22 protein-coding genes, 2 tRNA genes, 3 rRNA genes, 1 other RNA gene and 1 pseudogene are annotated in these 23,905 nt (G+C 42.8%); 26 read left to right on the forward strand and 3 right to left on the reverse strand.

Going from position 1 to position 23,905, the window contains the following annotated elements; translation table 11 throughout:
* Positions 1-52 precede the first annotated feature (52 nt).
* Together MHI11_RS00120 and MHI11_RS00125 are read right to left on the reverse strand one after the other, a co-directional pair.
* Positions 53-1,299, reverse strand: a pseudogene (locus MHI11_RS00120) (glycosyl hydrolase family 18 protein).
* A 99-nt stretch (positions 1,300-1,398) separates the two neighbouring features.
* Positions 1,399-1,953 (reverse strand): isochorismatase family cysteine hydrolase, encoded by a 555-nt coding sequence (locus tag MHI11_RS00125; protein WP_268508636.1) that lies wholly within the window; start codon positions 1,951-1,953, stop codon positions 1,399-1,401.
* Between the two features lie 79 nt (positions 1,954-2,032).
* Between MHI11_RS00125 and tadA the strand changes: the two genes are divergently transcribed.
* The 25 genes from tadA to rsmI all read left to right on the forward strand — a co-directional run bounded on the left by tadA (position 2,033) and on the right by rsmI (position 21,025).
* The gene (gene tadA / locus MHI11_RS00130) at positions 2,033-2,509 is read left to right on the forward strand and encodes a tRNA adenosine(34) deaminase TadA (RefSeq protein ID WP_268508635.1); all 477 of its coding nucleotides are present in this window, start codon (positions 2,033-2,035) and stop codon (positions 2,507-2,509) included.
* Between the two features lie 76 nt (positions 2,510-2,585).
* Positions 2,586-2,850: signal recognition particle sRNA large type (ffs, locus tag MHI11_RS00135), an RNA gene on the forward strand.
* 329 nt (positions 2,851-3,179) lie between these two features.
* Positions 3,180-4,892: a DNA polymerase III subunit gamma/tau gene (gene dnaX, locus MHI11_RS00140; protein WP_126741999.1), complete on the forward strand. Its 1,713-nt coding sequence runs from the start codon at positions 3,180-3,182 to the stop codon at positions 4,890-4,892.
* 26 nt (positions 4,893-4,918) lie between these two features.
* On the forward strand, positions 4,919-5,242 hold the full coding sequence (locus MHI11_RS00145) for a YbaB/EbfC family nucleoid-associated protein (protein WP_008342011.1): 324 nt from the start codon (positions 4,919-4,921) through the stop codon (positions 5,240-5,242).
* Between the two features lie 15 nt (positions 5,243-5,257).
* On the forward strand, positions 5,258-5,854 hold the full coding sequence (gene recR, locus MHI11_RS00150) for a recombination protein RecR (protein WP_003218094.1): 597 nt from the start codon (positions 5,258-5,260) through the stop codon (positions 5,852-5,854).
* Between the two features lie 18 nt (positions 5,855-5,872).
* Positions 5,873-6,097: a YaaL family protein gene (locus tag MHI11_RS00155; protein WP_340960169.1), complete on the forward strand. Its 225-nt coding sequence runs from the start codon at positions 5,873-5,875 to the stop codon at positions 6,095-6,097.
* Positions 6,098-6,163: 66 nt separating this feature from the next.
* Complete coding sequence (locus tag MHI11_RS00160; RefSeq protein WP_003218084.1) at positions 6,164-6,427, forward strand: pro-sigmaK processing inhibitor BofA family protein; 264 nt, start codon at positions 6,164-6,166, stop codon at positions 6,425-6,427.
* A gap of 276 nt (positions 6,428-6,703) precedes the next feature.
* Positions 6,704-8,252: ribosomal RNA gene (locus MHI11_RS00165) — 16S ribosomal RNA — on the forward strand.
* A gap of 95 nt (positions 8,253-8,347) precedes the next feature.
* A tRNA-Ile gene (locus tag MHI11_RS00170) sits at positions 8,348-8,424 on the forward strand.
* A gap of 14 nt (positions 8,425-8,438) precedes the next feature.
* Positions 8,439-8,514 (forward strand) — tRNA-Ala (locus MHI11_RS00175).
* 98 nt (positions 8,515-8,612) lie between these two features.
* Positions 8,613-11,543: ribosomal RNA gene (locus MHI11_RS00180) — 23S ribosomal RNA — on the forward strand.
* Between the two features lie 61 nt (positions 11,544-11,604).
* Positions 11,605-11,720: ribosomal RNA gene (rrf, locus tag MHI11_RS00185) — 5S ribosomal RNA — on the forward strand.
* Together the 16S, 23S and 5S rRNA genes with 2 tRNA genes alongside form the textbook arrangement of a ribosomal RNA operon.
* A gap of 171 nt (positions 11,721-11,891) precedes the next feature.
* Positions 11,892-12,083, forward strand: coding sequence for a sigma factor G inhibitor Gin (locus tag MHI11_RS00190; protein ID WP_044140383.1), 192 nt, complete (start codon positions 11,892-11,894; stop codon positions 12,081-12,083).
* Between the two features lie 128 nt (positions 12,084-12,211).
* The gene (locus MHI11_RS00195; RefSeq protein WP_268506974.1) at positions 12,212-12,826 is read left to right on the forward strand and encodes a 5-bromo-4-chloroindolyl phosphate hydrolysis family protein; all 615 of its coding nucleotides are present in this window, start codon (positions 12,212-12,214) and stop codon (positions 12,824-12,826) included.
* 19 nt (positions 12,827-12,845) lie between these two features.
* Positions 12,846-13,904: a toxic anion resistance protein gene (locus MHI11_RS00200; RefSeq protein WP_268506972.1), complete on the forward strand. Its 1,059-nt coding sequence runs from the start codon at positions 12,846-12,848 to the stop codon at positions 13,902-13,904.
* Positions 13,905-13,981: 77 nt separating this feature from the next.
* Positions 13,982-15,391 carry an aminotransferase class I/II-fold pyridoxal phosphate-dependent enzyme gene (locus tag MHI11_RS00205; RefSeq protein WP_268506970.1) on the forward strand — a complete coding sequence of 470 codons (1,410 nt, stop codon included), beginning with the start codon at positions 13,982-13,984 and terminating at the stop codon, positions 15,389-15,391.
* Positions 15,388-16,026, forward strand: a complete 639-nt coding sequence (tmk, locus tag MHI11_RS00210) for a dTMP kinase (RefSeq protein WP_044140387.1) — start codon at positions 15,388-15,390, stop codon at positions 16,024-16,026. The genes MHI11_RS00205 and tmk overlap by 4 nt, the downstream gene beginning before the upstream one ends.
* Before the next feature lie 79 nt (positions 16,027-16,105).
* The gene (locus MHI11_RS00215; protein ID WP_012008640.1) at positions 16,106-16,435 is read left to right on the forward strand and encodes a cyclic-di-AMP receptor; all 330 of its coding nucleotides are present in this window, start codon (positions 16,106-16,108) and stop codon (positions 16,433-16,435) included.
* A gap of 12 nt (positions 16,436-16,447) precedes the next feature.
* Positions 16,448-16,888 carry a YaaR family protein gene (locus tag MHI11_RS00220; RefSeq protein ID WP_044140388.1) on the forward strand — a complete coding sequence of 147 codons (441 nt, stop codon included), beginning with the start codon at positions 16,448-16,450 and terminating at the stop codon, positions 16,886-16,888.
* A gap of 11 nt (positions 16,889-16,899) precedes the next feature.
* Entirely contained in the window at positions 16,900-17,889 is a 990-nt protein-coding gene (gene holB / locus MHI11_RS00225; RefSeq protein ID WP_340960170.1) for a DNA polymerase III subunit delta', read from the forward strand.
* Between the two features lie 2 nt (positions 17,890-17,891).
* Positions 17,892-18,719, forward strand: coding sequence for a PSP1 domain-containing protein (locus MHI11_RS00230; protein ID WP_340960171.1), 828 nt, complete (start codon positions 17,892-17,894; stop codon positions 18,717-18,719).
* Positions 18,720-18,733: 14 nt separating this feature from the next.
* Complete coding sequence (gene yabA / locus MHI11_RS00235; protein ID WP_003217957.1) at positions 18,734-19,087, forward strand: DNA replication initiation control protein YabA; 354 nt, start codon at positions 18,734-18,736, stop codon at positions 19,085-19,087.
* 55 nt (positions 19,088-19,142) lie between these two features.
* Positions 19,143-19,886, forward strand: coding sequence for a tRNA1(Val) (adenine(37)-N6)-methyltransferase (locus tag MHI11_RS00240; protein WP_044140390.1), 744 nt, complete (start codon positions 19,143-19,145; stop codon positions 19,884-19,886).
* On the forward strand, positions 19,873-20,169 hold the full coding sequence (locus MHI11_RS00245) for a GIY-YIG nuclease family protein (protein WP_003217970.1): 297 nt from the start codon (positions 19,873-19,875) through the stop codon (positions 20,167-20,169). Before MHI11_RS00240 ends, MHI11_RS00245 begins: the two co-directional genes overlap by 14 nt.
* Positions 20,147-21,025 (forward strand): 16S rRNA (cytidine(1402)-2'-O)-methyltransferase, encoded by an 879-nt coding sequence (gene rsmI / locus MHI11_RS00250; RefSeq protein WP_268506962.1) that lies wholly within the window; start codon positions 20,147-20,149, stop codon positions 21,023-21,025. Before MHI11_RS00245 ends, rsmI begins: the two co-directional genes overlap by 23 nt.
* 45 nt (positions 21,026-21,070) lie before the next feature.
* On the opposite strand, the gene MHI11_RS00255 is transcribed toward rsmI, so the two are convergent.
* Positions 21,071-21,361 carry an AbrB/MazE/SpoVT family DNA-binding domain-containing protein gene (locus MHI11_RS00255; RefSeq protein WP_087975202.1) on the reverse strand — a complete coding sequence of 97 codons (291 nt, stop codon included), beginning with the start codon at positions 21,359-21,361 and terminating at the stop codon, positions 21,071-21,073.
* 519 nt (positions 21,362-21,880) lie between these two features.
* Between MHI11_RS00255 and metG the strand changes: the two genes are divergently transcribed.
* A complete protein-coding gene (metG, locus tag MHI11_RS00260) occupies positions 21,881-23,881 on the forward strand; it encodes a methionine--tRNA ligase (RefSeq protein ID WP_268506960.1) in 2,001 nt (666 codons plus the stop codon).
* The last annotated feature ends 24 nt before the right edge of the window (positions 23,882-23,905 follow it).

Below are 23,905 nucleotides of genomic sequence, written 5' to 3' on the forward strand. Positions count from 1 at the left end.
TCAAACCAATGTATATTGTACCATACCCCTTCCGAGAGATAGAGCGAACGGATTACGATGTCGTTCTTTTTTCAATATTAAATTGATCGGATAATAAGAGCCAATTTTGAGGGAAGGATAGACCTAATTTCCAATAAGCAATTCCGTTCAAGTTTAACTCTTTGATGAGGTTGAACTTTGCTTGAATTGATCTAGCGTCTTCGAACCATACCTCGTGCTCTTTATTATTGGCATCTTTATAACGAAAATAAGGTGCTTGTGCTGTTTCGTCATATAGAATGGAGGCATTATTATTTCTAGCAATTGCAATCGCTTGTTGGGGACTGACAGCTTTAGCAATAGGGCCGCCTTGAACGTAAGGTAGCGTCCAATCATAGCCGTATAAGTTCTGGCCCATAACAATTTTATTGGCTGGCATAACGGTCAGTGCATATTCAATGACTTGGCGGACAGGTCCAATGGGAGAGACTGCTTGCGCAGGGCCGCCGCTGTATCCCATTCGTAGGTCATTAATACAACATGATCGACGATCTTCCCAATGGCTTCATAGTCATGAGCTTCATACCATTTTCCCTTTTGCTGACTACTTGTTTTAGGGGCAAGCGCAACAGATATTGTCCATCCTTCTTGATGGAAGCGGGTTGTTGCCTCTCTTAAAAATTGAATGTAAGCATCTTTATCAGCGGGACGTAAATATTCAAAATCAAAATGGATTTCTTTTAATTGATACTTTTTTGCAACACGAACGATTTCATTTAAAAATGTGGCTTTGACAGATTGGTTATTCAAAAGAATTCGCCCAAGTTCATCACTGAATTTATCATTCTCTAGGTTAGTCACCACCATTGATAAAACGGTTCTGCTCTGAGCGGCTATTTGAGGTAGCTGATCTAACGGTGGTTCTTTCAGTGTTCCATCTCTTTGCGCTTGAAAACTAAAGGCGCCTAAATGCGTTAAATATGGAGAGGCCTCTCTAGCTGCTTGTTTTAAGTTTTCACTGACTTGATTTCCCCGTGGTTCAATGTAAGCATTCGAATTAATGTTCCTCTTAGGTCTTTGAGGAATATAGAGCAAGAAGCGAATAGGAAGTATCGCTTCAGGCCGTATTCTATTCACACGTGCCAACTCTTCCACTGAAATTCGAAATCGTCTTCCAATTTGATAAAGTGTGTCATTTTGTTTGACCTCATAAAATTGTCCTCTAATTGGAATGACAATTGTTTGTCCAATGACGAGTTGATTTGGTGTTTCAATATCGTTGGTACGGATGATTTCATTGACTGTTGTTTTAAAACGCATGGCAATTTCGTTTAAAGTATCTCCTCTTTTGACAACATAAATTTGAATAGTCAACGCCCCCTTTGTTATTGCTAACAATTTATGAGGGTTATGGATAAATCATGTTTGATTTTCATTCGTGATCTCTTTAGCAGTGGTGATTTTTGCTAGTAGAACGTTCTCCATCATCGTTAAAGCATATTCGTTGTCTCTGTCGTCATTTGATGCGATACAATCTTTAGGTACAATTAAGTTGTATTCTCGCATGTATGCGTCATTTGCAGTGAACAGAACGCAAATGTTTCCTGCAATTCCGGTCAAAATGATGTCTTGTACACCTAATTCATTTAAGAGTGTCTCTAATGCAGTTCCATAGAAGGCAGAATGCTTCGGTTTAATTAAGAAGTAATCATCTTTAGATGGTGCCATTTTCTCTAAAATAGGGGCGCTTCTTTCATTTTCACATGTTTCCATCACAGCTTGAATATCAGCCTTCCAGAGACCATAGTGGTCGTTGATATAGATAATCGGCCAATTTTCCTTGAAAGCATGATCTTTAAGAGCTAAAATCTTATTGGTCATTTGCTCTGTTTTATCAGCGAGCACATGTCCCATTTCAAAATCAAAATTATTAATCATGTCGATAATAAGCAGTGCCTTTTGGTGCTTTGACAAAGTAAGACCCCCTTTAAAAGATTGTGCTAATATGTTAACCTCAATATCCTTTTAAAAAACATGAAAAGAGAGCCGTGCTATGACGAGAGATGAACAGTTTATGCAAGAAGCTATTTCTGAAGCCTTAAAAGCAGAACAAATAGGAGAAGTACCAATCGGTGCCATCATCGTTGTTGATGACCAAATTGTGAGCCGAGCTCATAATTTAAGGGAAACAGAGCAGCGTTCAATTGCACATGCAGAATTACTTGCCATTGATGAAGCGTGTAAAACGGCTGGAAGCTGGCGTTTAGAGGATGCTGTACTTTATGTGACGCTTGAACCATGTCCTATGTGTGCGGGAGCGATTGTCCTTTCTAGAGTGAAAAAGGTCGTTTTCGGTGCATGCGATCCAAAAGGTGGATGTGCAGGTACTTTAATGAATTTACTGGATGATGAACGGTTCAATCATCAGTCTGAAGTCATTGGTGGTGTACTTGAAAATGAGTGTGGTGAGCTGTTAAGTCAGTTCTTCCGAAATCTCCGTCAGCGAAAGAAACAAGCCAAAAGTAAATGAATGGATGTTGTTTGCAATTTCGGCTATAAGAAGGTATACTTATGTCTGCGTCACTAACAATTTAATATTCATTTTGCCGTGCTAAGCGGGGAGGTAGCGGTGCCCTGTACTCGCAATCCGCTCTAGCGAGGCCGAATCCCTTCTCAAGGTTCGTTTACTTCAAGGTCTGCCTTAAATAAGTGGTGTTGACGTCTGGGTCCTGCGCAATGGGAATTCATGAACCATGTCAGGTCCGGAAGGAAGCAGCATTAAGTGAAACCTCTCATGTGCCGCAGGGTTGCCTGGGCCGAGCTAACTGTTTAAGTAACGCTTGGGGTAGCGAATCGACAGAAGGTGCACGGTAAATCAATATTAAATGTAACTCATCTAGTTAATCTAGGTGAGTTTTTTGTTGCTGTTTAAAGAATAGCTCAGCTGCTTTGTTTATACAAATAGCCAAAAAATCTTTTTAGAGTCTTTTGTTTTTTCATTAATTATGATGAGAACTAGTGTTCTTTATGGTGTGGCAGATCAATTCGAAAATCTAGAAAAAAGGTTTTTGATTCATAGAAAGTAGAAAATCTATAGTTGAAATCATCATTTTCGTTTATTAGAAAATAAAGGTGTGCTTTTGAATTGATCGGTGCATCATGTATAATAAAAAAGATGATAAATGGAGGAGGGCGTATTTGTGAGTTATCAAGCTTTGTATCGAGTGTTCAGACCTCAAGTTTTTGAGGATGTTGTTGGACAAGAACACATCACAAAAACGTTGCAAAATGCCCTTTTGCAGAAGAAGTTTTCTCATGCTTACTTATTTTCAGGTCCTAGAGGAACAGGTAAAACAAGTGCTGCTAAAATCTTTGCGAAGGCAGTGAACTGTGAAAAGTCACCTGTGAGTGAACCTTGTAATGAATGTGATGCCTGTAAAGGGATTACTAACGGCTCGATTTCAGATGTGATCGAAATAGATGCTGCCTCAAACAACGGGGTAGATGAAATCCGTGATATACGTGATAAAGTGAAATTTGCTCCTTCGGCGGTTACATATAAGGTTTATATTATAGATGAAGTACATATGCTCTCTATCGGGGCGTTTAATGCCCTCCTTAAAACGTTAGAGGAGCCGCCCGCTCATTGTATCTTTATTTTGGCTACCACAGAGCCTCATAAGATTCCTCTTACCATCATATCTCGTTGCCAGAGATTTGATTTTAAACGAATCACAACAAAAGATATTGTTGGAAGAATGCAGAAAATTGTAGATGCAGAAAGCCTAAATGTACAAGAGGGCTCGCTCGAGATTATCGCTAGTGCAGCTGATGGCGGTATGCGTGATGCACTAAGCCTCTTAGATCAAGCAATTTCATTTAGTGGTGAGCAACTGACAATTGATGATGCGCTGCTCATTACAGGAGCTGTTTCTCAGCAATTCATTAGTCAGCTAGCCGAAGCAATTTTTGATCAAAATATTGCTGTGGCGTTAGATACCTTAAATGAATTACTTCAGCAGGGGAAAGATGCTGCTAAATTAATAGAGGACATGATTTTTTATTTTAGAGATATGCTGCTTTATAAAACAGCACCAGATCTGGAAGGGGTCCTTGAAAAGGTAAAGGTCGATGAAAATTTCGTGACGCTTTCGGATCGTGTGACACCTCAATTTCTATATGAAACAATTGAAGTGCTGAATAAAAGTCACCAAGAAATGAAATGGACGAATCATCCAAGGATTTTCTTTGAGGTAGCTGTTGTCAAGCTATGTCAGTCAACGGCTGGAATACCACAAGCTCATGCTAACGCTGATTTAACGGCGCTAACGGATAAAATAGACAGGTTGGAACAGGAGCTATCTAGGATAAAAGCTGAGGGTGTGCCAATGTCTCATTCTCATCATCCTCAAGAAAAAAAGGAAGCACCTCGACCACAAACGAGTAACAAAAATGGATACCGTGCACCTGTCGGTCGAATTCACGAGATTCTAAAAGAGGCAAAACGTCCAGAGCTAGAAAAAATTAAAGGTAAATGGGGAGAACTCCTTGCCCACTTGAAACAGCAGAATAAGGTGTCTCACGCTGCACTATTAACGGATAGTGAACCAGTTGCTGCTGCTACTCATGCCTTTGTTTTAAAATTCAAGTTTGAAATACATTGTAAAATGGTTGCTGAAGATAAAAGTGGTGTTCGAACCAACCTTGAGCAGCTACTAGAGTCTATGTTAGGGAAAAGAGTGGAATTAGTTGGCGTTCCTGACGCTCAATGGGGTAAAATAAGAGAAGAATTTTTAAGAGATCATCAGCCAGATGAACAGGCAGATGGTCAGGGGACTCCTGCTGAAGAGGATCCATTGATTGCAGAAGCAAAGAAGTTAGTAGGAACCGATTTAATTGAAATTAAAGATTAATAAAAATGAAAGAGAGTGGTGTTCATATGCGCGGTGGAATGGGAAATATGCAAAAAATGATGAAACAAATGCAAAAAATGCAAAAGGATATGGCTAAGGCTCAAGAAGAGCTTGCAGAAAAAGTCCTTGAAGGTACAGCTGGTGGCGGTATGGTCACTGTAAAAGTAAATGGACAAAAAGAAGTTGTCGATGTAGCAATCAATGAAGAAGTTGTTGATCCAGAAGATATCGATATGCTTCAAGATCTTGTACTTGCAGCGACAAACGATGCATTGAAAAAAGTTGATGAGTTAACAAATGAAACAATGGGTCAATTCACAAAAGGAATGAACATGCCAGGTTTATTCTAGGAGGAATAACTGAAGATGCAATATCCTGAACCAATATCAAAGCTGATTGATAGCTTTATGAAATTGCCAGGAATCGGACCGAAAACCGCGGTCCGTCTGGCTTTTTTTGTTCTTAGTATGCAGGAAGATGTCGTACTAGATTTCGCGAAGGCGCTTGTTAACGCAAAGCGTAATTTAACTTATTGCTCGGTATGCGGCCATATCACAGATCAAGATCCTTGCTATATTTGTGAAGATACAAGAAGAGATCAATCTGTTATCTGTGTAGTACAAGATCCAAAAGATGTGATTGCAATGGAAAAGATGAAAGAATACAACGGCTTATATCATGTGCTTCATGGTGCCATTTCGCCAATGGATGGCATTGGCCCAGAGGACATTAAAATTCCTGACCTGTTAAAAAGATTGCAAGACGATCAAGTGACAGAGGTAATCCTTGCAACGAATCCAAACATTGAAGGAGAGGCTACAGCCATGTATATCTCTAGATTGTTGAAACCATCAGGAATTAAACTCTCTCGTATTGCTCACGGACTACCAGTAGGTGGAGACTTAGAGTATGCGGATGAAGTCACACTGTCTAAAGCTCTAGAGGGCAGACGTGAGATGTAGGAAGGAGAAGTACGGTACATGGGTTTTCTTCGCAGAAAATCAATTCGAAAAGAATTCGATGAGAAATTAATTCAACAGCTTTTTAAGCAAAAGGAAGAATGGAACAGACAAAAAAAGCTTGTCGCAAATAGCGTTGAGCCTTCACCGGACATTCTATTCGAATTAAAGCTTGCTCAAGCGAAGTACTTTTTCTATCTAAGAGAAGCGAAAAAGAGGAATTTACGTTTAAACAGCTGGAGATAGCAGGTCTATTTTACATAGTCCTCTCATATGCTTGTACTATTCATATGAAGAGGAGATGAGAGGATTATGGAACCTGTTATTGTGATCGGGTCAATTTTGCTTGCTGTACTATTGTTGTTTATGTCAGGTGTTCAAGCGAACCCCATCAAATGGTTAGGGCTGATCGGAATAAAGTTTGTGGCAGGTGCTCTTTTTTTATTTTGCCTCAATCTATTTGGTGAGAGTCTAGGATTACATGTCTCTATTAACCCTGTAACAAGTGGAATCAGTGGTTTATTGGGCATCCCAGGCGTAGCAGCTTTAGTCGTAATTGAAAAATTTATTATTTAATGAAAAATATTGTTGACTTTGATTCTGTATGGTGGTAAATTAATATACGTCGCTGATGACGAAGAAACGAAAAAACATGATAACAAAAAAGTTGTTGACATTAACAATTTAAATGTGGTATGATGTTCTAGTCGCTTCTGAAGCGGTAAACAAGTTCTTTGAAAACTAAACAAGACAAAACGTACCTGTTAATTCGAGTTTTTATAAAAAAATCCTATGAAACATCATAGGTAGTCAGTCAAACGCTGACGAAAAACAAAACTTCGGTTTTGTACTTTTTCGGAGAGTTTGATCCTGGCTCAGGACGAACGCTGGCGGCGTGCCTAATACATGCAAGTCGAGCGAACAGAAGGGAGCTTGCTCCCGGATGTTAGCGGCGGACGGGTGAGTAACACGTGGGTAACCTGCCTGTAAGACTGGGATAACTCCGGGAAACCGGAGCTAATACCGGATAGTTCCTTGAACCGCATGGTTCAAGGATGAAAGACGGTTTCGGCTGTCACTTACAGATGGACCCGCGGCGCATTAGCTAGTTGGTGGGGTAATGGCTCACCAAGGCGACGATGCGTAGCCGACCTGAGAGGGTGATCGGCCACACTGGGACTGAGACACGGCCCAGACTCCTACGGGAGGCAGCAGTAGGGAATCTTCCGCAATGGACGAAAGTCTGACGGAGCAACGCCGCGTGAGTGATGAAGGTTTTCGGATCGTAAAGCTCTGTTGTTAGGGAAGAACAAGTGCGAGAGTAACTGCTCGCACCTTGACGGTACCTAACCAGAAAGCCACGGCTAACTACGTGCCAGCAGCCGCGGTAATACGTAGGTGGCAAGCGTTGTCCGGAATTATTGGGCGTAAAGGGCTCGCAGGCGGTTTCTTAAGTCTGATGTGAAAGCCCCCGGCTCAACCGGGGAGGGTCATTGGAAACTGGGAAACTTGAGTGCAGAAGAGGAGAGTGGAATTCCACGTGTAGCGGTGAAATGCGTAGAGATGTGGAGGAACACCAGTGGCGAAGGCGACTCTCTGGTCTGTAACTGACGCTGAGGAGCGAAAGCGTGGGGAGCGAACAGGATTAGATACCCTGGTAGTCCACGCCGTAAACGATGAGTGCTAAGTGTTAGGGGGTTTCCGCCCCTTAGTGCTGCAGCTAACGCATTAAGCACTCCGCCTGGGGAGTACGGTCGCAAGACTGAAACTCAAAGGAATTGACGGGGGCCCGCACAAGCGGTGGAGCATGTGGTTTAATTCGAAGCAACGCGAAGAACCTTACCAGGTCTTGACATCCTCTGACAACCCTAGAGATAGGGCTTTCCCTTCGGGGACAGAGTGACAGGTGGTGCATGGTTGTCGTCAGCTCGTGTCGTGAGATGTTGGGTTAAGTCCCGCAACGAGCGCAACCCTTGATCTTAGTTGCCAGCATTTAGTTGGGCACTCTAAGGTGACTGCCGGTGACAAACCGGAGGAAGGTGGGGATGACGTCAAATCATCATGCCCCTTATGACCTGGGCTACACACGTGCTACAATGGACAGAACAAAGGGCTGCGAGACCGCAAGGTTTAGCCAATCCCATAAATCTGTTCTCAGTTCGGATCGCAGTCTGCAACTCGACTGCGTGAAGCTGGAATCGCTAGTAATCGCGGATCAGCATGCCGCGGTGAATACGTTCCCGGGCCTTGTACACACCGCCCGTCACACCACGAGAGTTTGTAACACCCGAAGTCGGTGAGGTAACCTTTATGGAGCCAGCCGCCGAAGGTGGGACAGATGATTGGGGTGAAGTCGTAACAAGGTAGCCGTATCGGAAGGTGCGGCTGGATCACCTCCTTTCTAAGGATATATGGAGCAGCGTGCGTTTTCGTCTTGTTTAGTTTTGAAGGAACTTGCAAAAGATCCTACAACATCATATCTTCGATATGAAAGATGGGCCTGTAGCTCAGCTGGTTAGAGCGCACGCCTGATAAGCGTGAGGTCGGTGGTTCGAGTCCACTCAGGCCCACCATCTTCTATTAAATCGGGGCCTTAGCTCAGCTGGGAGAGCGCCTGCCTTGCACGCAGGAGGTCAGCGGTTCGATCCCGCTAGGCTCCACCAACGTGTTCTTTGAAAACTAGATAACAATAAGTAATACATTCACATTGAATGCAATGCAAAGTTCATCACACATAGTGATTCTTTCTAAAGTAAGAAATGGTTAAGTTAGAAAGGGCGCACGGTGGATGCCTTGGCACTAGGAGCCGATGAAGGACGGGACGAACACCGATATGCTTCGGGGAGCTGTAAGCAAGCTTTGATCCGGAGATTTCCGAATGGGGAAACCCACTGCTCGTAATGGAGTAGTATCCATACTTGAATACATAGAGTATGAGAAGGCATACCCGGGGAACTGAAACATCTAAGTACCCGGAGGAAGAGAAAGCAAATGCGATTCCCTGAGTAGCGGCGAGCGAAACGGGAACAGCCCAAACCAAGAGGCTTGCCTCTTGGGGTTGTAGGACACTCTATACGGAGTTACAAAGGAACGATATAAGCGAAGAGGTCTGGAAAGGCCCGCCAAAGAAGGTAACAGCCCTGTAACTGAAATGTTGTTCTCTCCAGAGTGGATCCTGAGTACGGCGGAACACGTGAAATTCCGTCGGAATCCGGGAGGACCATCTCCCAAGGCTAAATACTCCCTAGTGACCGATAGTGAACCAGTACCGTGAGGGAAAGGTGAAAAGCACCCCGGAAGGGGAGTGAAATAGATCCTGAAACCGTGTGCCTACAAGTAGTCAGAGCCCGTTAAAGGGTGATGGCGTGCCTTTTGTAGAATGAACCGGCGAGTTACGATCCCGTGCAAGGTTAAGCAGAAGATGCGGAGCCGCAGCGAAAGCGAGTCTGAATAGGGCGCATGAGTACGTGGTCGTAGACCCGAAACCAGGTGATCTACCCATGTCCAGGGTGAAGTTCAGGTAACACTGAATGGAGGCCCGAACCCACGCACGTTGAAAAGTGCGGGGATGAGGTGTGGGTAGGGGTGAAATGCCAATCGAACCTGGAGATAGCTGGTTCTCTCCGAAATAGCTTTAGGGCTAGCCTCAAGGTAAGAGTCTCGGAGGTAGAGCACTGATTGGACTAGGGGCCCCTACCGGGTTACCGAATTCAGTCAAACTCCGAATGCCGATGACTTATCCTTGGGAGTCAGACTGCGAGTGATAAGATCCGTAGTCGAAAGGGAAACAGCCCAGACCGCCAGCTAAGGTCCCAAAGTATACGTTAAGTGGAAAAGGATGTGGAGTTGCTTAGACAACCAGGATGTTGGCTTAGAAGCAGCCACCATTTAAAGAGTGCGTAATAGCTCACTGGTCGAGTGACTCTGCGCCGAAAATGTACCGGGGCTAAACGTATCACCGAAGCTGCGGACTGTTCTTACGAACAGTGGTAGGAGAGCGTTCTAAGTGCTGTGAAGTCAGACCGGAAGGACTGGTGGAGCGCTTAGAAGTGAGAATGCCGGTATGAGTAGCGAAAGACGGGTGAGAATCCCGTCCACCGAATGCCTAAGGTTTCCTGAGGAAGGCTCGTCCGCTCAGGGTTAGTCGGGACCTAAGCCGAGGCCGAAAGGCGTAGGCGATGGACAACAGGTTGATATTCCTGTACCACCTCCTCACCATTTGAGCAATGGGGGGACGCAGGAGGATAGGGTAAGCGCGGTATTGGATATCCGCGTCCAAGCAGTTAGGCTGGGAAATAGGCAAATCCGTTTCCCGTGAAGGCTGAGCTGTGATGGCGAGCGAAATTTAGTAGCGAAGTTCCTGATTCCACACTGCCAAGAAAAGCCTCTAGCGAGGTGAGAGGTGCCCGTACCGCAAACCGACACAGGTAGGCGAGGAGAGAATCCTAAGGTGATCGAGAGAACTCTCGTTAAGGAACTCGGCAAAATGACCCCGTAACTTCGGGAGAAGGGGTGCTTCTTAGGGTGTTAAAGCCCCGAGAAGCCGCAGTGAATAGGCCCAGGCGACTGTTTAGCAAAAACACAGGTCTCTGCGAAGCCGTAAGGCGAAGTATAGGGGCTGACGCCTGCCCGGTGCTGGAAGGTTAAGAGGAGCGCTTAGCGTAAGCGAAGGTGCGAATTGAAGCCCCAGTAAACGGCGGCCGTAACTATAACGGTCCTAAGGTAGCGAAATTCCTTGTCGGGTAAGTTCCGACCCGCACGAAAGGCGCAACGATCTGGGCACTGTCTCAACGAGAGACTCGGTGAAATTATAGTACCTGTGAAGATGCAGGTTACCCGCGACAGGACGGAAAGACCCCGTGGAGCTTTACTGCAGCCTGATATTGAATGTTGGTACAGCTTGTACAGGATAGGTAGGAGCCTTGGAAACCGGAGCGCTAGCTTCGGTGGAGGCATCGGTGGGATACTACCCTGGCTGTATTGACCTTCTAACCCGCTGCCCTTATCGGGCAGGGAGACAGTGTCAGGTGGGCAGTTTGACTGGGGCGGTCGCCTCCTAAAATGTAACGGAGGCGCCCAAAGGTTCCCTCAGAATGGTTGGAAATCATTCGCAGAGTGTAAAGGCACAAGGGAGCTTGACTGCGAGACCTACAAGTCGAGCAGGGACGAAAGTCGGGCTTAGTGATCCGGTGGTTCCGCATGGAAGGGCCATCGCTCAACGGATAAAAGCTACCCCGGGGATAACAGGCTTATCTCCCCCAAGAGTCCACATCGACGGGGAGGTTTGGCACCTCGATGTCGGCTCATCGCATCCTGGGGCTGTAGTCGGTCCCAAGGGTTGGGCTGTTCGCCCATTAAAGCGGTACGCGAGCTGGGTTCAGAACGTCGTGAGACAGTTCGGTCCCTATCCGTCGCGGGCGCAGGAAATTTGAGAGGAGCTGTCCTTAGTACGAGAGGACCGGGATGGACGCACCGCTGGTGTACCAGTTGTTCTGCCAAGGGCATCGCTGGGTAGCTATGTGCGGACGGGATAAGTGCTGAAAGCATCTAAGCATGAAGCCCCCCTCAAGATGAGATTTCCCATTCCGCAAGGAAGTAAGATCCCTGAAAGATGATCAGGTTGATAGGTCTGAGGTGGAAGCGTGGTGACACGTGGAGCTGACAGATACTAATAGATCGAGGACTTAACCTATATTCTAATGTGAAGTTTGAACATTGTTATCTAGTTTTGAGAGAACATTCTCTCCATCAGGTTTGGTGGCGATAGCGAAGAGGTCACACCCGTTCCCATACCGAACACGGAAGTTAAGCTCTTCAGCGCCGATGGTAGTTGGGGGTCTCCCCCTGTGAGAGTAGGACGCCGCCAAGCTTTTCTAAGGATCAGTTCCATTTGGAACTGGTCTTTTTTGTTTTTTAAGAAAAGGAACAAACACCCGATCTGACATGGATACATATACTAAACTACCATCTAAAACATTCTTAATTTTGTATACAATTGAAAGCGCTAGGGCATACTGAAGCTATAAGTGGAGGTGTCACAATGAGCATAAAAGAGCGAGAAGCGATTTGTTTGATTTGTGAAGAGAAAAAGACAAAGGGAATTTATTTATATCATCAGTTTTTGTGCCGCGACTGTGAGCGAAAGTTAATTTCTACATCGACCTCGGATCCTAGCTATTCCGATTATGTAAGAAAGCTTAAAAATCTTCATACGCCGCCTTTGTATTCATAGACCACTAGATGGTCTTTTTTTATGAGCTATGAAGGATTGGGCTTGTTTTTTGGAACTTAGTTTGGACATCATCCGTAATTCATAATAAGATAAACAGAGAGCCTGATTATTCATAGGAGTCGATGAACATGAAATCAATCTTTTATACATTTATATGGGCCATCCTCTCTACTTTTTTTTCGCTTGTGATTTTAACCGTCAGTATAGGGGTTTTCCATCATCATGCTGGATTATCGATACTGTATGCGATGATTGGGTGGGGCGTGATGTTTGTAGGGAGCAGATGGACTGCTTTCCAATTGTTTTTAAAGAAACACGGACTGTCTCGGAGTGATTATGTATATATCAAACAGCATTTAAAAGAAGCAGGACAAAAGCTTGTGCGTTTAAAAAAAGCTTTATTTGCTGTGAAAAACGTACAAACGATCAAACATAATTATGAAATTTTTCGGCTTGCACGACGAATCCATACAATAACAAAAAAAGAGCCTAATCGCTTTTATGATGCACAGCGTTTTTATTTTGAAAGCTTGGATTCTGTCGTTGAACTAACTGAGAAATATGCACTATTGTATAATCAGCCCAATCGTAGTCATGAGCTGGAAATGACATTGAGCCAAACCCGAGTGACATTGACAGAGCTGCAAAAGCAATTGACGAATGATTTGCAGCAAGTGTTAGGAAGAGATATAGAAGCTCTTCATATTGAGCTTGAAGTAGCTGATAAAATGATGAAGAAATAGATGAAAGGAGTCAAACTCGATGAAACCGGAAGATCACGCCACAACACCGCCTATCCCCAATACAGATCTTCAGTTTCGGGTGTTTGATACCTTATCTGATGAAGAGAAAAACGAAGCTGTGCAGCGAGCTCAGCAGATCCCTGAAAATACGCAAAAGCTCCTTTTCTATGGTACACGTGTGCAGGAACGACTATTGGAACAATCACAACAGATGATGAAATATGTTGAGAAAAAAGATATTGATCAAATAGGAGACGTGCTGGAGGCTTTTTTGCAGCAGCTACATGTAGTGGAGCCTGAGGATTTAGTGCCAAAGAAACAGGGCTTTTTTTTGAAATGGTTTCAACGGGATAAGCGATCTACTCAGGAGATCATATCACGTTTTCAACATGCAAAATCACAGATCGAGAGATTGTCAGCAAGGCTTCGTTATGCAAGAGGCGTATTAATCTCGGACCATATGTTACTAGAGCGTTTATTTGAAGAAAATCAAACATATTTTCAAGAGATGACGATGCAGGTTGCCGCAGTTGAAGCGAAAATGACAACGTTAGAGCAACAGCCTCTTTCAGAAACGCAACTTTCTGTTGAACGGACGTTAGAGGAGCAATTGATGAGTCAAGAAGTCAATGAAGAAGAGTATGTGGAGAGACTAAAGGAACGAAAGTATGATTTGCTGTTAAGCCGGCAAATTGCATTGCAATGTAATGCTCAAATTCGGATGATCCAGCATACGAATCATACATTGGCCAATCACATTCAATCAACTGTTTCAGCATCTATTCCTCTATGGATCAACCAAATGTCGATTGCATTAACGCATATTCAGCAGCGGGCCAATTCAGCTCTTGAGGACCGAATCCAAAAAACATATGAAAATGTATCGAAACAGCAGGGGCAGATTCTTGAAGAGGTATCTTTAGCCCCTATAGATACCTTGAAAAAGGTTCAACGTCAATTAGCTGAAACATTACAGGAAACGTTACAGGTGAAAGAGCATGGAAGCCAAGAGCGAGCTCAATTGAAAAGCAGTATGTATGAGGCAGAGCAGCAGTTGGCGAATCCAATAAAGGAATGAGAAACCATCTTTCGGTTCACTTGTTTGGACGTTATAATAGACTTAAGATATCGTTAAAGTGAAAAGGGTCGATTTGTTTGAGAACACCTTTATATACAGCATTAGCACAGCATGCGGAAAAGAAGCCTTATTCTTTTCACGTTCCAGGACATCACAATGGAGATGTCTTTTTTGATGAGGCACGGTCTCACTATGCTTCAATCCTTCAATTGGATGTGACGGAGCTTGAAGGCCTAGATGATCTTCATCACCCGACTGGGGTCATCCAAGAGGCAGAACATTTATTGACTAAGCTATATGGTTCAGATCAAAGCTTCTTCCTTGTGAATGGCACAACAGTTGGAAATTTGGCGATGGTGATGACAGCATGCCGCACGGGAGACGAGATTTTTGTTCAGCGTAATTGCCATAAGTCTGTCTTTCATGCGATCGAGCTTGCAGGGGCAACGCCTATTCTGATAGACGCTGAGATAGACGCACACTTGCACGTTCCAACACATGTGACGGATGATACAGTGAGAAAAGCCATAGCAAGACATCCTCATTGCCGGGCAATCGTTTTGACTTATCCGAACTACTACGGACATGCAGCTGATTTATCAAAGCTGATTCACATGTGTCATGAAGCAGGTATGGTTGTTTTGGTTGATGAGGCACATGGGGCGCATTTTGTATTAGGCGGTGCCTTTCCTCTATCTGCTCTTTCCTATGGAGCGGACGTGGTGGTACAATCAGCACATAAAACCCTTCCGGCAATGACGATGGGTTCCTATCTTCATCTTCAAGGGGACCGAATCGATGCGAAGCGTTTGAAAACCTTGCTCACGATGCTTCAAAGTAGTTCGCCCTCTTATCCAATTATGGCCTCATTAGATGTAGCAAGAGCTTATGTCGAGGAGATCAAAGGAAAAGGGACATTGGATGTAATCATGAAAGAACTGACAGAGCTGAAAGATCAGTTCAACCGTCTGACCCATCTTGAAGTGGTTGAACCTGACTCGCTACATTCCGATCCTTTAAAATGCGTCATTCGATCAACAAAAGGACTGACTGGTTACGAACTAAAGCAGGTGCTTGAATCAGTGGATGTTCATCCAGAGCTTGCGGACGAACATCAGGTTTTACTTGTACTTAGCTTAGAACAGAGGAAGGACGTCCCTTTCAAGCGGATCGAGCAGGCTCTTAAGCAAAGTGATTCATTGCTCAAAGGAAAAAAATATACCCAAAATGAGACGGTATCTATTGAGACTGATGAACAAAATCAAGATATAGAGGCTGTCCCATTTGAACATGCAGCAGGCCGGATGAGTGCAGAATCCATTATTCCCTATCCACCTGGAATTCCTTTGATGATTAAGGGAGAGCGTATTGAAAAAGAACAAATTGAAGCGTTAAGCCGTTTGCTTGGTCACGAGGTTCATATTCAAGCAAGTCAGGTCATTCATCTGAGAAAATTATATGTTTATATAGAAGAGGAGACACTATGAGCGGTATGTTTATTACGTTTGAAGGGCCAGAGGGTGCCGGAAAAACGACAGTGATACGAAAAGTGTACGAAGAAATGGAACGTCAAGGATATGCAGTGATGGCGACACGCGAGCCGGGCGGCATTGACATTGCTGAGCAGATCCGTGAAGTCATTTTAAATGAAAAAAATACAAAAATGGACGCGAAAACAGAGGCATTGCTGTATGCAGCAGCAAGAAGGCAGCATTTGGCTGAAAAGGTAGAACCGGCATTGCAGCGCGGAGAGACAGTCTTGTGTGATCGTTTTGTTGATAGCTCTCTTGCTTATCAAGGCTATGCGAGAGGGCTTGGAATTGACCAAGTCAGATCAATTAACGACTTTGCTATTGATGGCACGATGCCGCAAATGACGATTTACTTTTCCATTACACCTGAGGAAGGGCTAAAGCGAATTCACGCCAATCAAGGAAGAGAAAAGAATCGATTAGACATGGAGACGCTGAATTTCCACCAGTTGGTCAGAGAAGGCTATGAACTACTTATTGCGCAATCACCAGAACGATTCCATGTAGTGGATGCTTCTCAGCCAATGCAAAATGTCTATGAAGAAGTACTTCGAGTGATTCAGGACACATTAAAGAAAAATCAAAAATGACCTCATTCCCAATCGTTGTTATAATATAGAGGAAGACATCGGCATGTCACCTGTGCCTAAAACAAAGGAGGCCAATCAAATGAAATTAATTGTTGCCGTTGTACAGGACCAAGATAGCAGCAAGTTGTTGAAAATATTGACTGAACATCAATTCGGCGTGACAAAATTAGCTTCAACTGGTGGGTTTTTAAAGTCTGGGAATACGACTTTTATCATTGGTTGTGATGATGTCCGAGTGGATAAAGCATTGCAGCTTATAAAAGAAAATTGCCGCAAACGTGATCAAATGATTGCACCTGTATCTCCAATGGGTGGTAACGCAGATTCATATGTACCATACCCTGTTGAGGTTGAAGTTGGTGGAGCTACTGTCTTTATTCTGCCAGTTGAACAATTTCATCAATTCTAAGGATGGGTTGCTGTGAAAATTAATCAAGATATGCGGCTGCTTTTAGAAAAGCGTGAACTCCAAGGCATGAAAGGAAGCCAGACATCTGCCTCCTTTAAAGCATCGATGGAGACGCAAAGCGGCAAAATGCGCTTAGAGCAGCTGACGGTTATGCTGAGTGATATCGAAGTGTTCGGTAAAAAGCTGACAAAGTCACGAAACTTAAAGGACTTGGCTAGGTTTAAAGGTCTTGTGAAGCGCTTTGTGAAAGAGACAGTCGATAATGGGTTAAATATAGAAACATCAAGAAGCTTTGACATTTATGGCAACACGCGTACACTCGCTTTAGTCAAAGCATTAGATGAAAAGCTGATTGAATTAACAGAGGATATGATGGACCAAGAGAAGCCATCTATTGATTTGCTTGAACGTATTGGAGAAATAAAAGGTTTATTGATTAACCTTTACACATAGAGAGTGATAACATGGCGATTAGCTGGGATGACATGAATGATTTGCAGCCGCGCGTCATGCGGCTGATTTTTAATAGTATTGATAAAGACCGACTTGCGCATGCCTACTTATTTGAAGGAAAAAAAGGGACTGGTAAGCGGGATGCTGCGATGCTTTTGGCTAAGAGCTTTTTTTGCTTGGAATCAGGAGTGAAACCGTGTGAATCCTGTCAAAACTGCAAAAGGATTGAGTCAGGAAACCATCCCGATTTACATCTCGTGCAGCCTGATGGTCAATCAATTAAGAAAGCGCAAGTACAGGCATTGCAAGAGGAATTTACAAAAGCAGGTGTGGAATCTCACCGAAAAATGTATATCATTCTTCATGCGGACAAAATGACGGTCAATGCCGCGAACAGTTTATTAAAGTTCCTAGAGGAGCCTAACCGGGAAACGATGGCAATTTTAATCACTGAGCAATCGCATAAAATATTGGATACGATTATTTCAAGATGTCAGATGCTCAGCTTTCAGCCGCTGCAGCCACAATCCTTGGAGCAGCAGCTATTACAAGAAGGCGTATCTCAACATCTTGCAAGGCTTTTGTCGAATTTAACCAACAATTTAGCAGAAGCACTCGAATTAAGTCGAAATGATCAGTTTGCAGAGTCTAGAGCGAAAGTGATAAAATTGTATGAAGTCTTACACCAGCGAAAAGAACATGCATTTTTTTATATACAAGATCAATGGATGCCTTTTTTCAAAGAGAAAGACCTTCAAGAAACAGGTCTGGATATGCTTTTATTTATATATCGTGATGTATTGTCGATTCAAATAGGAAATGAAGATAAAGTCATTTATCAAGACTTATTCCAGACAATGAAGCAGCACGCGCTGCATTCCACACAGCAGATGGTGACGAACCAGATCCTTGCTGTATTAGAAGCGAAAAAGAGACTTCAATCCAACGTGAATGCCCAAGGGCTGATGGAGCAATTGGTGTTGATGTTGCAGGAGGGATAAGCTTGTACAACGTAATTGGTGTTCGCTTTAAAAAAGCGGGCAAAATCTATTATTTCGATCCTAATGGATTTCATATAGAAAATGATAGTTGTGTCATTGTAGAGACGGTCAGAGGTGTTGAGTACGGACAAGTGGTCATCGCTAATAAAAAAGTAGATGAACACGATGTCGTTCTTCCTCTGCGTAAGGTGATTCGTGTAGCAGATGAACGAGACCGGCTCATCGTTGAGGAAAACAAAGATGCAGCGATGACAGCCTTTGATACATGTCTTCAGAAGGTAAGTGAACATGGCCTTGAAATGAAGCTGGTTGATGTTGAATTTACATTTGACCGAAACAAGGTCATCTTCTACTTCACAGCGGATGGCAGAGTAGATTTCCGCGAGCTAGTGAAGGATCTTGCATCGATCTTCAAAACGAGAATTGAACTTCGCCAGATTGGTGTAAGAGACGAGGCGAAAATGCTGGGTGGCATAGGACCTTGCGGGCGAATGCTTTGCTGTTCGACATTCTTAGGAGACTTTGAACCAGTATCCATTAAGATGGCAAAAGATCAAAACTTGTCGCTAAATCCCACAAAAATTTCAGGGCTTTGCGGTCGTTTGATGTGCTGCTTGAAGTATGAGAATGATGAGTATGAAACAGCGAAAGAACAATTGCCTGATATCGGTGAAACGATTCAAACATCTAGTGGCTCTGCAAAGGTAGTAGGGCTCAACATTTTAGAACGAATTTTGCAAGTTGAATTAACCGGGCAAGAAAAAGTGGTAGAATATACTTGGGAAGAATTATTACAAGAAGGCGTTGTATCTGCACAAACAACTGAGTAACGAGGTGTGCCACCTTGGATAAAAAGGAACTATTTGATACGGTAATTAATTTAGAAGAACAAATCGGTTCTCTTTATCGCCAGTTAGGTGATTTGAAAAATCATATCGGTGAAGTGATTGAAGAAAATCATCAGCTGCAGATGGAGAATCAGCACTTGCGTGAACGTCTGGATCAGTCCGATCGGGACAAATCGTCTGAGACAGAGAATGATTCTGCTCAGAAACCAGGTCATTCTGATATAGGAGAAGGTCATGATAACCTGGCTCGGTTATATCAGGAGGGCTTCCATATTTGCAATGTACATTATGGGAGCATACGTAAAGAGGGAGACTGTTTGTTCTGTCTGTCATTTTTAAATAAAAAATGAGAAAAGGCTTCCGCTGAATCGGAAGCCTTTTTCACAGGAAAAGAAAGGATACATCATGGTTTCGTTAAGAGAAGATGAACGATTAGATTATTTGCTCGCCGAAGATATGAAGATTATTCAAAGTAAAACGGTTTTCGCCTTTTCATTGGACGCAGTCTTATTAGCAAAATTTGCGTATGTGCCCATCCAAAAAGGAGAGATCATTGATCTTTGCACGGGAAATGGCATTGTGCCATTGCTGCTTTCGACTCGATCTAAGGCTTCCATTACTGGGGTCGAAATTCAAGAACGGCTGTTTGATATGGCAAAAAGAAGTGTGGCGTATAATCAACTTGAAAAGCAGATAGAACTGATTCATGGCGATCTGAATGATATGCCAGCACGCTACGGCAATCACAAAGTAGATGTCATCACATGTAATCCACCATATTTTAAGACACCTTCTAAGGAAGAAATCAATGAAAATGAATACTTGGCCATTGCTCGGCATGAAATTCATTGTACATTAGAAGATGTCATTCGCGTTTCTTCCACGCTGCTGAAGCAAGGAGGGAAACTGGCGATGGTTCATCGGCCTGGCCGGCTACTTGAGATTGTGGAATTGATGAAGAAGTACCGAATTGAGCCAAAACGAATTCAATTTGTTTATCCAAAACAGGGTAAGGAAGCCAATACCATCTTAGTAGAGGGGATAAAAGATGGAAAACCAGATCTGAAAATTCTCCCGCCTCTTTTTGTTTATGGAGATGATCAAGAGTATACTGAGGAAATCAGGACGATACTGTATGGAGAAGCATAATCATTATTTCTATGTATTGAAATGTGCAGACGGCAGCCTATATGCAGGTTATACAAATGATTTGCAAAAAAGACTGACGACCCACAATAGTGGAAAGGGAGCAAAGTATACAAGAGCCAGACGGCCAGTTGAACTGTATTATCATGAATGTTTTGCAACCAAAAGAGAAGCCATGCAGCAAGAATATCGTTTTAAAACGTGGACACGGAAAAAGAAAGATCTTTATATAGAAGAAATGCGTATTGAAAAGGAGGCGGCACATGAAAACACAGAAAAGCTTTGATGGTCAATCAGATATGGGCATTCTATATCTCGTCCCAACCCCAATTGGCAATTTAGAAGATATGACGTTTCGAGCCATACAAACATTAAAAGCTGTAGACTATATTGCCGCAGAGGATACAAGACAAACGAAAAAACTTTGTCATGTCTATGAAATTGATACACCATTAACGAGTTATCATGAGCATAACAAAGACAGTAGCGGCCACAAGTTGATCGAATGGTTAAAAGAAGGAAAAAACGTCGCACTCGTGAGCGATGCTGGTTTACCGACAATTTCTGATCCAGGTGCTGAAGTGGTCCGAGACTTTACGAATATCGGCGGTTATGTCGTTCCGTTACCTGGAGCAAATGCTGCACTTACAGCACTCATTGCCTCAGGGATCACGCCGCAGCCATTTTTCTTTTATGGATTTCTCGACCGACAAAAAAAGGAAAAGAAAAAACAGCTCGAAGCATTGAAGAAGCGTCAAGAAACAATCATTTTCTATGAAGCGCCTCATCGGTTAAAAGAAACGCTGACTTTGATGAAGGAAGTATGGGGCAACCGGAATATCGCCATTACGAGAGAACTAACGAAAAAATTTGAAGAGTTTATTCGTGGAGATTTAGAGTCTGTGCTGACATGGGCGGTAGAGAATCAAATCCGAGGTGAATTCTGTCTTGTCGTACAAGGTAACGATCAAGATGAAGAAGAGCTAAATGAAGAAGCCTGGTGGAAGTCCTTATCTGAAAAGGAACACGTAATCCATTACATAGAGGAAGGATTAACGTCGAAGGAAGCCATTAAACATGCAGCCGTCGAACGCGGTGTACCAAAGCGCACCATATACGATGCCTATCATATTGAACAATAAAGAAAGGTTCTTGCAAACGGTGCAAGAACCTTTTTTATATCAAACTTATTTTTGTGATTGAAGTTGGTTTTGGATTTCGTTAATGATTTGCTCTGCACCTTCACGGCTAAGAACTAATTTACCATTAGCAAGTTTAAGGTTATCGTCTGATACTTCACCTGTAACTTGGCAAGTCATGTTTGGTTTATATTTTTTTAGGATAATTTTTTCATCATCAACATAAATTTCCAAAGCGTCTTTTTCAGCGATTCCTAGAGTACGGCGAAGTTCGATTGGAATCACCACGCGCCCTAATTCGTCAACTTTACGTACAATACCTGTAGATTTCATCTTCATTCTCCTCCCAAAGAGTTCTTATTCTTAATATAATATTATCTTCGTCATTATTCGACAAATTCCTTACATTCATAGCATAACAAGGTTTCCATAAATCGTCAATCATTTTGTTTACTATTGTTTGTAAAATATGACTCTTAAAGTCAAAAGACCTTGAAACTACTGATTTATAAGGATTTTGCGGGTTTTTTCTATGAAAATATGAGAAATAACGAGTTCAGATTAACAAGACTTTTGCCCTAAATTAGACAATTGTAAATCTGGAGATAGATTTCATACGACAATATTCGACAAAATGTCGACGGGTTTGTCGTTTTTTTGAAAAACTCATCTTTTTCGATCATTTCATCTTGTTCTATGTATATATGCTTGATCTTAAAGGCTAAGATGGTATCATAGAGAAAGCACAAGTGCAAAATTTAATAAATGGATCTAACACATTTTCATGTAATGATGATAACCGCTCTCGTCCATTGGGCGGGAGTTTTTGACTTTTACACACACGCAGGAGGTTCCAACATGCCGGAAAAGAAAAAAACGTTCTATCTGACAACACCTATTTACTATCCGAGCGGAAAATTACATATTGGACATGCTTATACGACAGTAGCAGGGGATGCTATGGCTCGTTATAAACGTCTTCAAGGCTATGATGTGATGTATTTAACGGGTACAGATGAGCACGGACAAAAAATTCAGCAAAAAGCTGAAGAACAAAACATCACACCGATCGAGTATTTAGATCCGGTCGTAGCAGACATTCAATCACTATGGAAGAAACTCGACATTTCCAATGATGATTTCATCCGTACAACAGAAAAAAGACACACGAAAATCATTGAGCAAGTGTTTCAAAAGCTACTTGATCAAGGTGATATTTATTTAGATCAATATGAAGGCTGGTACAGTATTCCTGATGAGACATTCTATACGGAAACACAGCTTGTGGATGTTGAGCGGAATGAAAAAGGAGAAGTCACTGGCGGGAAAAGCCCTGACAGCGGACATCCTGTCGAATTAATTAAAGAGGAATCATATTTCTTCCGTATGAGTAAGTATGCGGATCGTTTACTAGACTATTACGAAAAGAATCCAACGTTCATTCAGCCTGAATCAAGAAAGAATGAAATGATCAATAACTTCATCAAACCAGGTTTAGAGGATCTAGCTGTATCAAGAACAACCTTTGACTGGGGAATTAAAGTTCCAAACAATCCAAAGCACGTCATCTATGTATGGATTGATGCGTTGTTCAACTATTTAACTGCGATTGGTTACGGAACTGATCAGGATGAAAAATATAAAAAATATTGGCCTGCCAACGTGCATCTCGTAGGGAAAGAAATTGTTCGTTTCCATACGATTTATTGGCCAATTATGCTGATGGCACTCGATCTGCCGCTGCCGAAACAAATTTTCGCACACGGCTGGCTGCTGATGAAAGATGGTAAGATGTCTAAATCAAAAGGGAACGTAGTAGATCCGGTCACATTAATTGATCGCTACGGTCTTGATGCCCTTCGTTATTACCTCCTTCGTGAAGTACCATTTGGTGCGGATGGTGTGTTTACACCAGAAGGATTCGTGGAACGTGTAAACTATGATCTTGCCAATGATTTAGGTAACTTGCTTAACCGTACAGTTGCGATGGTACAAAAATATTTTGACGGGACATTAAGCAGCTATAAGGGTCCAGTTAATGAGTTTGATGAGGAACTTAAAGCAGTAGCTGAGCAAACAGTCAAAGCCTATGAAGAAGCGATGAGAAATCTTGAATTCTCGGTGGCTCTTTCAAATGTTTGGACATTAATCAGCAGAACCAATAAGTATATTGACCAGACAGCTCCTTGGGTGCTGGCAAAGGATGAAACAAAACGAAAAGAGCTGCATTCTGTCATGTATCATTTAGCAGAATCATTGCGCATCACAGCAGTGCTCTTAACGCCATTCCTAACGAAAACACCTGAGAAAATCTTCTTCCAGCTTGGCATTGAAGAAGAGAAGCTTAAAAGCTGGGATAGCATTCTATCTTTCGGTGCGATTCAACAAGCGACGGTACAAAAAGGCGAGCCTTTGTTCCCGCGTTTAGAGGTTGAAGAAGAAGTAGCCTACATTAAAGAAAAAATGCAGGGAAGTGCACCTAAGGTAGAAGAAGAGAAAGTGGAAATAGAAGAAACGGAATTACCTGAGCTGGGAGCAGAAATTGCTTTTGATGATTTCTCAAAAGTTGATCTTCGAGTCGCACAGGTACTGGAAGCAGCCCCAGTGAAAAAAGCAGATCGTCTCTTAAAGCTACAGCTTGATTTTGGATTTGAAAAGAGACAAATTGTTTCAGGGATAGCCAAGCATTATCAACCTGAGGAATTAGTAGGGAAGAAGCTCGTCTGTGTAGCGAATCTCACACCAGTTAAACTCAGAGGGGAAATTTCCCAGGGAATGATTTTAACTGGAGAAACTAGCGGGAAATTGCAGGTTCTTGAAGTGGATCAATCTCTAGCGAATGGAACAAAAATTTTATAAATCAACAAAGGTGTTCCACGTGTA

The organism is Bacillus sp. FSL K6-3312 (assembly GCF_038007485.1).
Taxonomy (GTDB): Bacteria; Bacillota; Bacilli; order Bacillales; family Bacillaceae; genus Bacillus; species Bacillus pumilus.

Excerpts from the sequence above, each read along its gene's own strand:
- tadA (WP_268508635.1), top strand. The coding sequence starts at position 2,033 with ATGACGAGAGATGAACAGTTTATGCAAGAAGCTATTTCTGAAGCCTTA.
- MHI11_RS00145 (WP_008342011.1), top strand. The coding sequence starts at position 4,919 with ATGCGCGGTGGAATGGGAAATATGCAAAAAATGATGAAACAAATGCAA.
- recR (WP_003218094.1), top strand. The coding sequence starts at position 5,258 with ATGCAATATCCTGAACCAATATCAAAGCTGATTGATAGCTTTATGAAA.
- MHI11_RS00155 (WP_340960169.1), top strand. The coding sequence starts at position 5,873 with ATGGGTTTTCTTCGCAGAAAATCAATTCGAAAAGAATTCGATGAGAAA.
- MHI11_RS00160 (WP_003218084.1), top strand. The coding sequence starts at position 6,164 with ATGGAACCTGTTATTGTGATCGGGTCAATTTTGCTTGCTGTACTATTG.
- MHI11_RS00190 (WP_044140383.1), top strand. The coding sequence starts at position 11,892 with ATGAGCATAAAAGAGCGAGAAGCGATTTGTTTGATTTGTGAAGAGAAA.
- MHI11_RS00195 (WP_268506974.1), top strand. The coding sequence starts at position 12,212 with ATGAAATCAATCTTTTATACATTTATATGGGCCATCCTCTCTACTTTT.
- MHI11_RS00200 (WP_268506972.1), top strand. The coding sequence starts at position 12,846 with ATGAAACCGGAAGATCACGCCACAACACCGCCTATCCCCAATACAGAT.
- tmk (WP_044140387.1), top strand. The coding sequence starts at position 15,388 with ATGAGCGGTATGTTTATTACGTTTGAAGGGCCAGAGGGTGCCGGAAAA.
- MHI11_RS00215 (WP_012008640.1), top strand. The coding sequence starts at position 16,106 with ATGAAATTAATTGTTGCCGTTGTACAGGACCAAGATAGCAGCAAGTTG.
- holB (WP_340960170.1), top strand. The coding sequence starts at position 16,900 with ATGGCGATTAGCTGGGATGACATGAATGATTTGCAGCCGCGCGTCATG.
- MHI11_RS00240 (WP_044140390.1), top strand. The coding sequence starts at position 19,143 with ATGGTTTCGTTAAGAGAAGATGAACGATTAGATTATTTGCTCGCCGAA.
- MHI11_RS00245 (WP_003217970.1), top strand. The coding sequence starts at position 19,873 with ATGGAGAAGCATAATCATTATTTCTATGTATTGAAATGTGCAGACGGC.
- rsmI (WP_268506962.1), top strand. The coding sequence starts at position 20,147 with ATGAAAACACAGAAAAGCTTTGATGGTCAATCAGATATGGGCATTCTA.
- MHI11_RS00255 (WP_087975202.1), bottom strand. The coding sequence starts at position 21,361 with ATGAAGATGAAATCTACAGGTATTGTACGTAAAGTTGACGAATTAGGG.
- metG (WP_268506960.1), top strand. The coding sequence starts at position 21,881 with ATGCCGGAAAAGAAAAAAACGTTCTATCTGACAACACCTATTTACTAT.